The sequence below is a fragment of the Arthrobacter sp. DMZ02-1R genome (genome assembly GCF_057747935.1).
In genome coordinates, this window is sequence record NZ_CM173230.1 from 594,238 (window position 1) to 607,349 (window position 13,112).

Annotated in this window: 13 protein-coding genes; 3 read left to right on the forward strand and 10 right to left on the reverse strand. The window is 63.4% G+C overall.

Translation table 11 applies throughout. From position 1 onward, the window contains the following. Window positions 1-229 precede the first annotated feature (229 nt). The gene (locus AC3ANQ_RS02790) at window positions 230-553 is read right to left on the reverse strand and encodes a DUF6221 family protein (RefSeq protein WP_488303710.1); all 324 of its coding nucleotides are present in this window, start codon (window positions 551-553) and stop codon (window positions 230-232) included. A gap of 154 nt (window positions 554-707) precedes the next feature. Between AC3ANQ_RS02790 and AC3ANQ_RS02795 the strand changes: the two genes are divergently transcribed. Both AC3ANQ_RS02795 and AC3ANQ_RS02800 read left to right on the forward strand, forming a co-directional pair. Next, window positions 708-1,445, forward strand: coding sequence for a glutamine amidotransferase (locus AC3ANQ_RS02795; RefSeq protein WP_488303711.1), 738 nt, complete (start codon window positions 708-710; stop codon window positions 1,443-1,445). A 28-nt stretch (window positions 1,446-1,473) separates the two neighbouring features. After that, window positions 1,474-1,614: a hypothetical protein gene (locus AC3ANQ_RS02800; RefSeq protein ID WP_488303712.1), complete on the forward strand. Its 141-nt coding sequence runs from the start codon at window positions 1,474-1,476 to the stop codon at window positions 1,612-1,614. Window positions 1,615-1,837: 223 nt separating this feature from the next. Here the strand turns inward: AC3ANQ_RS02800 and AC3ANQ_RS02805 are convergent, their stop codons facing one another. Further along, window positions 1,838-2,068 carry a hypothetical protein gene (locus tag AC3ANQ_RS02805; RefSeq protein ID WP_488303713.1) on the reverse strand — a complete coding sequence of 77 codons (231 nt, stop codon included), beginning with the start codon at window positions 2,066-2,068 and terminating at the stop codon, window positions 1,838-1,840. Between AC3ANQ_RS02805 and AC3ANQ_RS02810 the strand changes: the two genes are divergently transcribed. Further along, window positions 2,052-2,726: a serine hydrolase gene (locus AC3ANQ_RS02810; RefSeq protein WP_488303714.1), complete on the forward strand. Its 675-nt coding sequence runs from the start codon at window positions 2,052-2,054 to the stop codon at window positions 2,724-2,726. The genes AC3ANQ_RS02805 and AC3ANQ_RS02810 overlap by 17 nt on opposite strands. A gap of 1,155 nt (window positions 2,727-3,881) precedes the next feature. On the opposite strand, the gene AC3ANQ_RS02815 is transcribed toward AC3ANQ_RS02810, so the two are convergent. The 8 genes from AC3ANQ_RS02815 to AC3ANQ_RS02850 form a co-directional block, all read right to left on the reverse strand. Next, window positions 3,882-5,345 carry an aromatic amino acid ammonia-lyase gene (locus AC3ANQ_RS02815; protein ID WP_488303715.1) on the reverse strand — a complete coding sequence of 488 codons (1,464 nt, stop codon included), beginning with the start codon at window positions 5,343-5,345 and terminating at the stop codon, window positions 3,882-3,884. Between the two features lie 101 nt (window positions 5,346-5,446). After that, window positions 5,447-7,171, reverse strand: coding sequence for a urocanate hydratase (gene hutU, locus AC3ANQ_RS02820; RefSeq protein ID WP_488303716.1), 1,725 nt, complete (start codon window positions 7,169-7,171; stop codon window positions 5,447-5,449). A 28-nt stretch (window positions 7,172-7,199) separates the two neighbouring features. Further along, on the reverse strand, window positions 7,200-8,114 hold the full coding sequence (locus AC3ANQ_RS02825) for an ABC transporter substrate-binding protein (protein WP_488303717.1): 915 nt from the start codon (window positions 8,112-8,114) through the stop codon (window positions 7,200-7,202). A gap of 115 nt (window positions 8,115-8,229) precedes the next feature. Continuing rightward, the gene (locus tag AC3ANQ_RS02830) at window positions 8,230-8,958 is read right to left on the reverse strand and encodes an ABC transporter permease (protein WP_488303718.1); all 729 of its coding nucleotides are present in this window, start codon (window positions 8,956-8,958) and stop codon (window positions 8,230-8,232) included. Then, window positions 8,955-9,605, reverse strand: coding sequence for an ABC transporter permease (locus tag AC3ANQ_RS02835; protein ID WP_184741542.1), 651 nt, complete (start codon window positions 9,603-9,605; stop codon window positions 8,955-8,957). Before AC3ANQ_RS02835 ends, AC3ANQ_RS02830 begins: the two co-directional genes overlap by 4 nt. Next, entirely contained in the window at window positions 9,602-10,708 is a 1,107-nt protein-coding gene (locus AC3ANQ_RS02840; RefSeq protein WP_488303719.1) for an ABC transporter ATP-binding protein, read from the reverse strand. Before AC3ANQ_RS02840 ends, AC3ANQ_RS02835 begins: the two co-directional genes overlap by 4 nt. Then, the gene (locus AC3ANQ_RS02845) at window positions 10,705-11,436 is read right to left on the reverse strand and encodes an IclR family transcriptional regulator (protein ID WP_488303720.1); all 732 of its coding nucleotides are present in this window, start codon (window positions 11,434-11,436) and stop codon (window positions 10,705-10,707) included. The genes AC3ANQ_RS02840 and AC3ANQ_RS02845 overlap by 4 nt, the downstream gene beginning before the upstream one ends. Before the next feature lie 353 nt (window positions 11,437-11,789). Then, a complete protein-coding gene (locus AC3ANQ_RS02850; protein WP_488303721.1) occupies window positions 11,790-12,998 on the reverse strand; it encodes a CdaR family transcriptional regulator in 1,209 nt (402 codons plus the stop codon). Between the last annotated feature and the right edge of the window lie 114 nt (window positions 12,999-13,112).

The following is a 13,112-nucleotide window of genomic DNA, read 5'->3' on the forward strand; positions in this document are numbered from 1 at the left end:
GTGGCCCGACTCACAGGGAACCGTCAGCTAAATCGTCAGTGAACTGATGAAGTGGGTGGGACGGAGCGGCGACCCCGTAAACGGCAAGTCCTCCAACCTGACCCTCCCAGAAACTGGCAGGGCCAGCCTTTTGGGCTGCTTTGAGGCCGTCAAAACCCAATTTCGGCAAGATTCTGCCGATTTCTACTGAGAAGCCCGGCTCGCGGAAAGAAGCGCTGTACCCCGCCAGCTACGCCCCCGCCAGCCATTCCGGATCGAAATCCGGATGGTCCGAATAGGGCAATGCAAGGGCATTCAACGATTTTGTGGTCCATTCGATCGACTCCGGAATCCACCGTGGGTCATCTCCAAGCGCGTGGTGGACCATGGTTGCCAGGGCCGTCTGCCGTGCAGATTCAACAATGCTGAGCAGTCTTCGCTTTGAGGCGCATTCCAGAAGAAGGCGGCGCTCATACCATTTGCCCGCCTCTGAGACGGAACGGTCGCCGAGGAGTTTCCGCGCCGCGGCCTCGTCCTCGTCCAGGCGTTCGGATAGGAAATCGACGATATCCACAAAACGAGCGTACGCGCCCGCTGCGGCCGCGGAAATGCCTGCTTCCGCTATGCCGGGTCGGCTTGCTTTTCGCGCTGGAGTTCGACGGCGGCAGCTGCGTGGGGGAGGTGCGGGCGCCGGGTCTCCTGGACCGGGGGTGTGGGACACTTACCCTGTGAAGCCGTTTCTCCTGCTCGCATCTCGTGCCGAAGACGCCGCCGCCGAGGAAGAGTACCAGGCGTATCTTCGCTTCGGAGGGCTGGCTCCCGAACAGCTCATACGCATCCGGTTGGAAGCGGCGCCCCTGCCGGCGCTTGAGCTCTCCGACTATTCCGGCGTGATTGTGGGTGGCAGTCCTTTTACCTCGAGCGATCCGCCTGAGCACAAGGGTCCTGTCCAGAGACGGGTGGAGAAGGAGCTTTCGCAGCTGCTGGACAGAATTGTCGCTGCCGACTTTCCATTTCTGGGGGCTTGCTACGGGGTCGGAACCCTGGGCCTCCACCAAGGAGCGGTGATTGACCGTACCTACGGTGAAGGACTGGGCGGTGTGACTATCAAACTCACAGCAGAGGGGCTCCTGGATCCACTCCTCGAAGGCATGTCCGAACGCTTTGTTGCCTTCACCGGTCACAAGGAGGCGTGCACCGTTCTGCCCGGACACGCCGTATTGCTGGCCAGCTCGGCCGCCTGCCCGGTGCAGATGTTCCGTATCAAGAGGAACCTTTACGCCACACAGTTCCATCCGGAGCTTGATGCCGAGGGTCTGGTCACTCGGATCGACACCTACCGCTACGCCGGATACTTCCCGCCCGATGCCGCGGAACAGCTGATGGCGGACGCCCGAAAGTTCACGGCGACCGAACCGATGAAGATCCTCAAGAACTTTGTCCTGCGGTACGCAGGTCCTCACTAGCGTCGGAGGGATGAAGCACGATGGGGCCATGACCTTTGCAAACATGGGAAGTCTCGGCACGAAACCTGGCCAACGCGACGCCGTCGTCTCCATCCTGCTCAGACCGAAGCCGGAGCTGCGGGGCGGCAGTCGGTTCACCGTGCTGGGCTCACCGCTCCGCGACGCCTGAAATTCACCCAGGCGACACGTGGCTGACGGACAGGATTTTCATAGCCCTTACATAGCTGCCGTAGCTACTGTTGGTTCATTATGGAAAAGCAAGAGCCCCATGGTTCCGGTCTTGGGACCGGACGGAAGCGAAATCGGCGGAACTTTTGGAGTTCCCTCCGATATCGATCGGCCTTGCTGACAGTTTGCGCGGGTGTTTTGGCGCTGGCCCTTACGGCAACGATCTACTCCGCCGCGCATGCGCGTTCATCCACCTCCCGTACCGTGTCGGCGGTCGCCAGCACCACGCGGTCGGTCACCCGGACGACGGCGGCCGCCGCGCCGTCGTCGTCCGCTCCTGTCGCGCCCGAGACTCCGACTGCCTCCGCAGTGGCCCCTGCTCCAGCGGCGGCGGCACCGGTTGTGCCCGCTGCCTCGACGGCAGGAGCGACTCCTGCCTTGGACGCGGAGCTCAACGGCATCCTCGACGCCAACAGCCAATACCAAATCGGTGTCACGCTGATCGATTTGTCCGATGGTTCAAGCCACCAGTACGGGGTCCAGGCGCCATTCGAGGCAGCGAGCACGGCCAAGGTCCTGGCTGCCGCCGCCTACTACCACCTTGTCGAGGTAGGCGAAGTGTCGCTTGACGATCCCTTGGGGGATTACACATCCGGACTCCAGATCAAGGACATGATCCAAGAGAGCGACAACGAGTCGTGGTCCTTGATCATGGACGCCGTGGGCTACTCGGATCTGCAGTCATATGCCGCCTCAATCGGCGTCAGCTATGACCCCCTGAACAACACCTTGACTCCAAGTGAGATGGCCAGCATCCTGGCTGACCTCTACACCGGAAAGCTTTTGAACCAACAGGACACCGCGCAACTGCTTTCCTACATGCAGAACACGAACTATGAATCCCTCATCCCCGCCGCGGTACCAGCCGGCATCACGGTCTTCCACAAGTACGGGCTGCTCGACGACGAACTCCACGACGCCAGCGTCCTCACCGCAGGCACGAGCTCCTACGTGTTCGTGGTCTACACCAAAGGCCAGGACGAGAGCGATATACCGGCCCGCGCCGACGTCTTCCACCAACTCACCCAGGCCGTGGTGGACGGTCTGTTCTAGCGAGCCTTCGGCTTCAACAGCTCCAGCACAACGACGCCGGCCGTGCAGTCAGTCTGACTGCCCGGCCGTCGTCGTTGTTTCCTTATCGGCGCTGAGCGCCTGTCGCATTGCTGGTTACTTGCCTCCTTTCCGCATAGGGTCGGGCCAATTTCCGATGATTCTCATGTGGTCCTGCATGGTCTTCTCCTGACTGAGACTTGTCCCTGCGCGGTGTGGCGCAGGTGGGTCGTGCCTGCCTTGGGGCAGGGGCGGCCTGGTCAGTCGGGGAAAGACCCTGGATCGAACGCGGGTTCCGCAGCGTGGTTTTGACGGCCTTCAGGGACGCGGCCCTCGTGGAAGGGGGGCGCCAGTGCACGTTGTTCGGGGAGATCTGCCGCCCCATGGCCGGACCCTCCCTGTGGTCCCGACGTCGATCCCGACTCGCGTGGTGACGCCCCGGCAGCATCCGGTGCGTCCCCCGGAGGATCCACCGCGCCACCCAATGAGTTGGTCATCGCCAATTCTGCAGGGAACGCCGGAGCAGGCCTGTCTGGAATGAAGCGAAGGATACTTTTGTGGGCTGACGGTCCAGTCGGGACGGCTGGTGAAAGAGCGCCGGTACGGAGAATCGTGGTGGGTGCCAATTCGCCGGCGTCGTTCCCAGCTGCAGGAACGGCCGGAATGTTCGTCCCCGTGGAAGGCAGGATCCCGGGCACCGGCGGCAATCCCGGGACCGAAGGCGGCTCGGGCAATGCCGGGAGTTCCCTAATCGTATTGTCAATCAGGGGTGGAACGGTGTCGATGATTCCAACGACGACCGGTGCCAAAGCGTCGCCCGGCAGTTGATTGACGAGGGTCTTGGGAATCCCGGCCATTTGGCTCGGGCTCGGAATGGCGGAAGGGACGTCACCGACCAGCGACCGTAGGGGATCGGGGGCTATGGAAACCGTGGGTGATGACGGAACAGCGGGAACTGTCGGCAGAAGGTCACTGGCTTGCGACGGGCCGGCGAGCCAGACCGTCCAAGCCAATGCGCCAAAAATAGCGAGAAGAACAGGGCGTAGCAAGGAAACGCCACGGCACCCCAGATACCCGGCCAAACACGCCACCTCCCCAGTGCGGTGTTTGGATATTAACGTACGCCCGTCCGGGGCGGCAGTCCATAGCTAAGCATGCTTAGCGCCCGAATTCCGGAAGCATCGTCAGGTGGATCGCCGCGTCCATATCGGGGCGCAGATCCCGGTCCTGGACGTCGGCGGGCAACGATAGGCCTGCGTCGAAGGCTTTTCGGAACCGCGGACTCGCGAACTCTCCGGGTGTCCGGCCCTGCAGCCTCAGTGCCCGTGACGCGCAAAGGAGTTCAACACCAACAACCGTTGCAAGCGCCCGAACGGTGGAATCCAGCCGGGAGGTGGACACACTCGCGAAACTTGCATCTTCTTCAGCGCCCAAGGACAGGACCACCGTTTGCAAGCTCACTGGCTGGGCATTGGCTCGAATATGGCCCACCGCTGCGGCCGCGACGTATTCCAGCATCATGACGCCGGACTGGCCGGAGTCGTCGACCGCAAGGAACCTGTGGAGGCCCGTGTACGCGGGATCGCACAACCGGCTGATCCTTCCAAGCGTGTTGGTGCCTGCTGCGCCAAGTGCCAACTGCAACCCGTCAATCCGTCGGGCGAGAGTGGACATCTGGAAGAGGCCGTGGTGCGCCACACCGTTGCTGCCATCTTCCGCGGAGCCGAAGACCATAGGGTTCTCGTGGCCTGCCACCACCAGACGCTCCAAGACGAGCTTCAGCGCGTCGAGTTCTTCCACTACGGCACCTAGTGGGTGTGGAAGCATGCGTAGAGAATACGGGTCCTGAATACGTGCGGGCTTGCCATGCCCTGATACCAGTTCCTGAAGGGTCGTAGCCACGTTTGCCAGTGCGTCCGATTCTGCCGCCTTTGCAACTTCCGGGGCGAACGCTTCGGAGTTTCCTGACATGGCAGTGAATGTCAGTGCGCTGACGGTCGTGAGGTTATCCAGCAAGGTCGCTAGCGTCTGATGAGCCAGGACGGCTTGGGCGATGGTAAGCGCGCTGGAGCTGATGAAGGGCAGCGCATCCTCGGTCGCCCAAGTCTCCAGGGGCACCGGGACTTTCTTGCCGTCCATTGTGGGCCGCTCACCGAGGAGGGTGAGAGCCGTTCCCGCCAGGGCCGGAAGGTCCGCGGTTCCTATGCCGCCGAATTCCCGTACTTCCGGCAGGGTATCGGCGTTGAGCATCTCCGAGACGGCGTCGGCTACAGCCGGGTTGATCCCGGATGCGCCGGCCGCGAGTTGGGAGAGCCTGATGACCAGCATCGCCCGGACAGTCTCGCGGTCAAGGGCCCGTCCGGCATCGACGGCATGGCTCCGCAATAAGTTGAGACCGTGGGCGTCGACCGCAGTGTCCGCTTGGTCGAGGGTCACGGAGCGGTTAGCACCTACGCCTGTGGATCGTCCGTAAACGGGCCGTGCCTGTGCCGTCGCGCGGGCAGAGCGCTGGGACGCCGTCATGCGTTCAACGGCCGACGGCGCCAACGTCACTTTATTGCGGCCTGCTGCTACCGCTACGATGTCGCCGAGCTCAAGCCGGCGTCCGTCGATTTCGATCATGGTAGTGATTCTTTCAAAAGTAGGCGGTTGGTCTCCCAACTAGCTCGCAGTAGATGTCGTTTTCGGGTCCCGTAGCGACATCTACTGCGAGCTAGTTGGGATTAAAGGGAAGTCATGGGGATGCGGACGCCGCGTTCCTTGGCGACTTCGACGGCGCGTTCGTAGCCGGCGTCGACGTGGCGGATGACGCCCATGCCGGGGTCGTTGGTGAGGAGGCGTTCGAGCTTCTGCGCGGCGAGCTCGGTGCCGTCGGCGACGGAGACCTGGCCGGCGTGCAGGGACCGGCCGATGCCGACGCCGCCGCCGTGGTGGATGGAGACCCAGGTGGCGCCGGAGGAGGTGTTGATCAGGGCGTTCAGCAAGGGCCAGTCGGCAATCGCGTCGGAGCCGTCGGCCATGGACTCGGTTTCCCGGTACGGGGAGGCGACCGAGCCGGAGTCCAGGTGGTCCCGGCCGATCACGATGGGGGCCTTGACCTTGCCTTCGGCCACGAGCTGGTTGAACAGCAGACCGGCCTTGGCGCGTTCGCCGTAGCCGAGCCAGCAGATCCTCGCCGGCAGGCCTTCGAATTCAACGCGTTCCTGGGCGGCGTCGATCCACTTGTGCAGGTGCTTGTTCTCCGGGAAGAGCTCCTTGATGGCTTCATCGGTGACGCGGATGTCCTCCGGGTCACCGGAGAGCGCGACCCAGCGGAACGGGCCCAGGCCCTCGCAGAACAGCGGACGGATGTAGGCCGGGACGAAGCCGGGGAACTCGAACGCCCGGTCATAGCCGCCCTTGCGGGCCTCGTCGCGGATGGAGTTGCCGTAGTCGAAGACCTCGGCCCCGGCGTCCTGGAACTCGACCATGGCCTGGACGTGCCGGGCCATGGAGGCCTGGGCCTTCTTGGTGAACCCTTCCGGGTCCGCCTCGGCCTCGGCGTGCCACTCGGCCACGGTGATGCCCTCGGGCAGGTAGGACAGCGGGTCGTGGGCGGAGGTCTGGTCGGTCACGACATCGATGCTCAGCTCGCCGGCCTGGTGGCGGCGGAGCAGTTCGGGGAAGACTTCGGCGGCGTTGCCGACGTAGCCCACGGACCAGCCGCGGCGCTCTTCCTTGGCCTTGAGGACCTTGGCGATCGCGGCGTCCAGGTCGGTTTCGACCTCGTCCAGGTAGCGCTTGCCGGCGCGGCGGCGCAGCCGGGTCTCGTCCACGTCCACGATCAGGCAGGCCCCGTCGTTCAGGGTCACGGCCAGCGGCTGGGCCCCGCCCATGCCACCGCAGCCGCCGGTCAGGGTCAGGGTGCCTGCCAGCGGGCCTTCGGTGGAGCCCTCGGCGGCCGGCGCCGGGTGGCGTCCCTCGGCGGCAAGCTTATTCCCGACGGCGGCGAAGGTTTCGTAGGTGCCCTGCAGGATGCCCTGGGTGCCGATGTAGATCCAGGACCCGGCGGTCATCTGCCCGTACATCATCAGGCCCTCGGCCTCGAGGCGGCGGAACTCGGGCCACGTCGCCCAGTCCCCCACCAGGTTCGAGTTGGCCAGCAAAACCCGGGGCGCCCATTCATGGGTGCGGAACACGCCCACGGGCTTGCCGGACTGGACCAGCAGGGTCTCGTCCTTCTCCATGGTCTCCAAGGTCCGGGTGATCGCGTCGAACGCGGCCCACGACCGCACCGCACGGCCCGTGCCGCCGTACACCACCAGGTCATCCGGGCGCTCGGCGACCTCCGGGTCCAGGTTGTTCATCAACATGCGCAGCGGCGCCTCGGTCTGCCAGCTCTTCGCGGTCAGCTCGGTACCGCGGGCGGCCCGGACAGGACGGGCTCCGGTAGTGAAATCAGCACTCATTTGTTCGTACTCCTCAGGTCTTGCTGGACTACGCCAGGTTCTTGGACTTGAGCCAGTCCTGGGCGATTTGTCCCATGTCCTCGAATTTCGCCACGCGGCCGTTCATCTGGATCAGGTCGTCAGTGGTCAACGCAGCGGAGACCTTGTCCAGCACGCTCTTGACGGCGTCCGAGGACTTCTTCTGGTTGATGACGGGGACGATATTCTCGGCGAGGAAAAGGTTCTTGCTGTCTTCCAACGCGACCAGGTTGTTGGCGGTCAGGGCGGGATCAGTACTGAAGAGGTTTGCAACCTGTACCTGACCGGAAAGGAGGGCATTGAGCGTGAGCGGACCGCCGGCGTCGAGCGCTGAGAATTCCTTGAAGTCGAGGTTGTAGACGGACTTCAGTCCAACGACCCCGTCAATGCGGGTCTTCCACTCCGGTGCGGCGCCCAGGACGAGGTCCTTGGCCACAGGCTGCAGGTCGCTGATTGACTTGAGGTTGTACTTGTCGGCAGTTTCCTTTTTGACGGCCAGGACGTCCTTGTCCTGTGCCTTGGATGCTGTCAGCTGGGTCAGCCCTGACGGGATCTTGGTGCCCAGTTCTTTGGTGACTTCATCCGAGGTGACCGCTTTGGTGGCTGAATCAAGGTACTGCAGGAGGGCTCCGCCGTATTCCGGCATGAGGTCGATGGACCCGTCCTTCAGTGCCGGGATGGTGACTTCGCGGCTGCCGATGCTGGGCTTTTCGGTGACCTGGACGCCTTTAGCCTTGAGGGCACCGGCGTAGATCTTGGCGATGAGCTGGCTTTCCGGGAAGTCCGCGGAGCCGACAATAATGCTGTCGGTGGAGCCTGCGGCCTGGGAGTTGTTGGAGGAGCTCATGGGATCCCCGCCGCCACAAGCGCTCAGGGCGATGGCGGTAGCTGCTGCCAGGGCGAAACCGGTCAAGTACTTTTTCATGTCAATTCTCTCTGGGGAGGGCCGTTGCAGGGCATGCAGTGGCCAAGTAAGGGTGGGTTGAGGGGTGTTGCCGCTGTCGAGCATGGCGCTCGGCGGCGATGAAAGCGGTAGCGAGTTAGACCGTGACGGGGGTTTTCACGGTGTCGGCCGTAGCGGCCACAACGGCCGTCTTGACAGTGCGCCGGGTCAGTCCGGGTGAGACGACCCTGCGGGTGATGAAGGCGAGCACTTGATCGAAGAACAGGGCCAGCAGCGCAACCAGCACGGCCCCGGCAACCATCTGGCTGTAGTCGTTCTGGGCTTTGCCGTCGATCAGCAGCCTTCCGAGGCCACCGAGCGAAATGTACGCCGCAATGGTCGCCGTCGAGATGATCTGCAGCAGCGCGCTGCGGACACCGGACAGCATCAGCGGAAGCGAGCAAGGGAGTTGGATGTCCGTGAGGATCTTCATGGTGCGGAAGCCCATGCCCTTGGCGGCATCGACGGCGGCGGCATCCACAGCGCGGACGCCGGCGTAGGTGTTGGTCAGGATGGGCGGGACCGCGAGCAGCACCAGGACGATGAGGCTCGGCAGGATGTAGCCCATCTTGGACGGGAAAGCGGGCGAGATCAGCAGGACCAACAGAATCAGCAGACCCACGCTGGGGAGGGCGCGGAGGGCGTTGGCCAGGCCTGCGATCATGAAGACACCCTTGCCGGTGACTCCGATGTAGATGCCGAGCGGAACTGCGATGATGGCGGCGACCGCGAGGGCGATGAGGGAGTAGAGCAGGTGTTCCCCGATCAGGCGGGGGATGCCGTCGGCACCGCTCCAGTGCGCGGGATTGAACAAGTAGTTCATCATGATGCCACCACCTTGGGGGTCCACGGTGTCAGCCACCGGTTGAGGAGGATGATCAGTCCGTCAAGGATCATGGCCAGGACCACGCAGAGGATGATGCCGGCGATGATCGGGGTGAAGAACCGCAACTGGAAGCCCTGCGTGAAAAGCGAGCCGAGTTGCGGGATGCCCAGCAAGGCTGCCACGGAAACGAGGCTCACGTTGGAGACCGCCGCGACGCGCAGGCCAGCGCTGATGACGGGGACGCCCACGGGAAGCTCTACTTTCACCAAGCTCTGGTACCCGCGGTAGCCCATGGCCTTGGCGGCTTGGACCGTGTCTTCCGGTACGGAATCCAAGGCATCAGCGACTACGCGTACCAGCAGCGCCACGGTGTAGATGGTCAGGGCTGCCACGATGTTGAGCGGGTCAAGGATCTTGGTGCCTAGGACCAGTGGCAACAAGACGAACAGCGCGAGGGAAGGGACTGTGTAGAGGAGGCCCGCGATGCCTACCAGAAGGGGATAGATCCGGCGACTGCGGTGTGCCCACCAACCAAGGGGTAGCGCGATCAGCAGGCCCAGGATGAGGGGAGTGACGGCAAGCAGCACGTGCCAGCCGAGGAGGAAGACGATGTTGTCGGACTGGCGGCCCAGCCATTCAAAGTTCATCGCGCCGTCTCCAGGTGCGGTTCCGCCTCGATCACCTTGACGACGTCGGTGGCCGTCACCGTGCCGATGAGCTCGCCGTGTTCATTGACGACGACGCCGCGCCGGCTGGGTGAGGAGAGTGCGGCGTCGAGCAACTGGCGCATGGTCCCGGACGATGATGCGGAGGTGCCGCTGAGGTTCAAGTGCTCCCTCTTGAGCTCGCCGCTGATGAGATCGGGTTGTGCCCAGCCGAGCGGCTTCCGCAGAGGATCGACTACCAGCACCCAGGCCCCTGTGGCCTTGCTCTGTGCCTCGGCGGCAGAGGCGCCGAGAGTGACCACGGCTTCCTCTGAAACTGCTACTGTGCCGGCCGCGTTGGTGAAGCCGAGAGAACGGTAACCGCGGTCACGTCCCACGAAGTCGGCTACGAATTCGTCCGCCGGGGAGGTCAGCAGCTCCGACGGCGTTGCCATCTGGGCGAGCTTTCCGCCGACGTGCATCACCGCAACTTGATCGCCGAGCTTGAGGGCTTCGTCGATGTCGTGGGTGACCATGATGATGGTCTTGCCGATCTCGCGCTGCAGGCGGAGGAACTCGTCCTGGAGCTGCGCGCGGACCACTGGGTCAACGGCACTGAAGGGTTCGTCCATGAGCATGAAAGCCGGATCTGAAGCCAGTGCACGGGCCACGCCCACGCGCTGCTGCTGTCCACCGGACAGCTGCCACGGGTAGCGCTTGGCAAAGCTCGCCGGGAGGCCGACGCGCTCCATGAGTTCGAGGGCTTTCATGCGCGCCTTTTGCCGGCTCTCGCCAAGCAGCACGGGCATGGTTGCCACGTTGTCCACGATGGTGCGGTGCGGGAACAGGCCTGCGTGCTGGATGACGTAACCGATCCGGCGGCGCAGCAGGGCGGCGTCCATTCCGGAAGTGGGCTGGTCATCGAGATAGATGGTGCCGCTGGTGGGCTCGATGAGGCGGTTGATCATCCTCAGCGAAGTGGTCTTGCCACAACCGGACGGGCCAACCAGGATGGTCAGCTTGCCGGTAGGTGCTTCAAGATTCAGGCCGTCGACGGCGACCGTCCCATCCGGGTACGCCTTGGTGACATTTTCAAACTTGATCATTTCTTTTCCATGCTTTCCTGGGGCACTTCATGGTTTCCGGAGGGTTCCACGAGGATGTTGTCCGCCACCCCCACCAGTTCCTCGCCAAATGTCTGGGCCTTCGCTTCGTCCAAGCGGTAGCTCGGTACGACAATGCTGAGGGCCGCCACGGTCCGGCCGCCGATCACAATGGGTGCGGCGACGGCCGTGATGTCGTCTTCTACGCCGCTGCGCACGATGGCGTAGCCGCGGCCGTTCTGCCCGCCAGTCAGGACCTTGCCAGCGGCGGACCCTTCCAGCGGGATGCTCCTGCCGACCCAGCTGGTGTGCCGGACAGAGCGGGTACCTTCGACGATGGCTATGTAGATTCCGGTTTCCCCAGGACCGGGAATACTCAGATAGCAGGACTCACCTGTTTCGGCCACCAGCCGCTTCATGTGCGGCGTGCAGAGCGATACGAGGGATTCCTGTCCCAACGCGAGGGCTCCCAACTGGATGACGCTGGCACCGGGACGGAAGTTGCCGCCCGGATCCCGCTTCACGAATCCGCTGCCTTCCAAGGTGCGGAGGAGGCGGAGCGCGGTGCTGGCCGACAAGTCGACAACGCGTGCGGCGTCGCTCAGGCTGATGGAGCCATCGGCGCAGACCGCGCTCAAAAGGGCCAGTGCTCTTTCGACCGTCCGGGTGGAGGAATCTGCTGCCACTGTCTGACCTGCTTTCAAGTGGTCTGAATCACCATGTCTTGCCACTTAGTAAAAACCAACTTTCAGAGAATGGCAAGAGTTGTTCGCTAAATTTCCTCACTCCGCCACAAAGCAAAGTTCGTTTCACTCCATGTCAAAGCCCCTTGGCGATGGAAACACGTCGCAACATGAGCTCCCAAGAAGCTGTGCCCTTGTGCTGGCTAGGGCCTCTATGCACACCCCCGGGTAATGTGGGTTTCACTGCTGGAAACGTATACTCGGTCCTCCGGCCCAGCAATGCAGATTCTCAGTTTGTGAGAACATGCGGCCTGGTCTTATACCGGACGCGGATAGAGAACGGATTGGGGTCCGGCGACAGAACCAATATGGTGGCCGACGGGTTGGCGCTCCTGGAACGGCTAAGCGCTCCGGGGCTGGCTGCCATCGAGATCGAATTCGCTCACTTTGCACGCGAGATAAAGGGCCAAGTACGCCTCGCTCTTCCGTTCCGTCCAACCTTGCAGCTCCTCAATTTTCTCAAGGCGGTGGATGAGCGTGTTCCTATGGATGTGGAGCCGCCGCGCAGCTCCCACCAGGGAGAAGCCGCTTTCACACCACGCCACTACAGTCGCTTGGACGGTGGGCCAGTCGCCCTGCCTTAAGAGCCTGTCGGCGACGGCGGTAGTGTACCGCTGCCTCGCCCGCAGGCCGACCCCTGACAGCAGTTGCTCGATGCGGACTTCATCGATCGTTGTGACGCTCCGGTGCTTGATGCGCCGGCCAAGCCGGAGCGAATCGACGGCGTCTTCGTAGGAGGTCCGCAGACCGGCCGGTCCCGTGGCCTCGGTTCCGATTCCGATCTCGACGTCGGAGGCCAGATGCGTGCGGAATTGCTCCACGCAGTGCCGGGCCTGCGCCACGATTCCGGGCACCCCCTCCCCGGTGGGGTGCGCGAAGACAACATAACGGTTGGCGGCGATCGAAACGGCGATGGTGTGGCGGTGGGCGAAGCTCTCGCGGAGCAGCACAAGGGCGCGGGGCAGCCACTCCGTGGTGGTAGCTGGGCTGGCGGTCCGGCCAAGGACCTGGACGGCGATCCCCACTCGGCTCGCCGCCAGGTCAACCGCCTGCTCGTTCGCCTGGTCGAGGAGCGCCCCGGCCTCGGTCATGAGGGGATCGAAGGCAAGGATCTCGCGGACCAGATCCTCAAGCTCGCGTTCACGTTGGAGAGTCGAGCGCAGGAGTGATGCCTGATGCAGCAGGATTTCCGTCTGGCGTTCCACCATCAAGCCAAATCGGGTGACCTGCACGGGCGAACCGGTGATGCCAACGGTGCCCACCGCGTGCCCGTTGAGCAGGATGGGCAGTGTGACTCCGGGCTTTACGCCATGAAGGGCCCGCGCCTCCGCCGCCGAGTGCGTGGCAGGCTCCCTCGTGCGGACAACTTCCAGGGAAGCCTCATGGAAACTGCCTACTCGGCCGGTGTCGCCACTGCCGATCACCATGCCATGGGCATCCGTGATGAGGATGTTAAACCCCACGATCGCGCTGGTTTCACCGGCAATCTGCTGCGCGAGGGCCGGGGTCAGGGGCCCCGCCACCGCACGAGTACTGCTTTCCCCCGCCATGACACCTCCGATTAGTTTTTTCGTACAGCGAACCCCACGAAAATTCGCCAGAAGCTGGACGAATGGTCCAATGACTTTCGTCACACCCAAGCCTACGGTTGTTCTTAAGCGGCA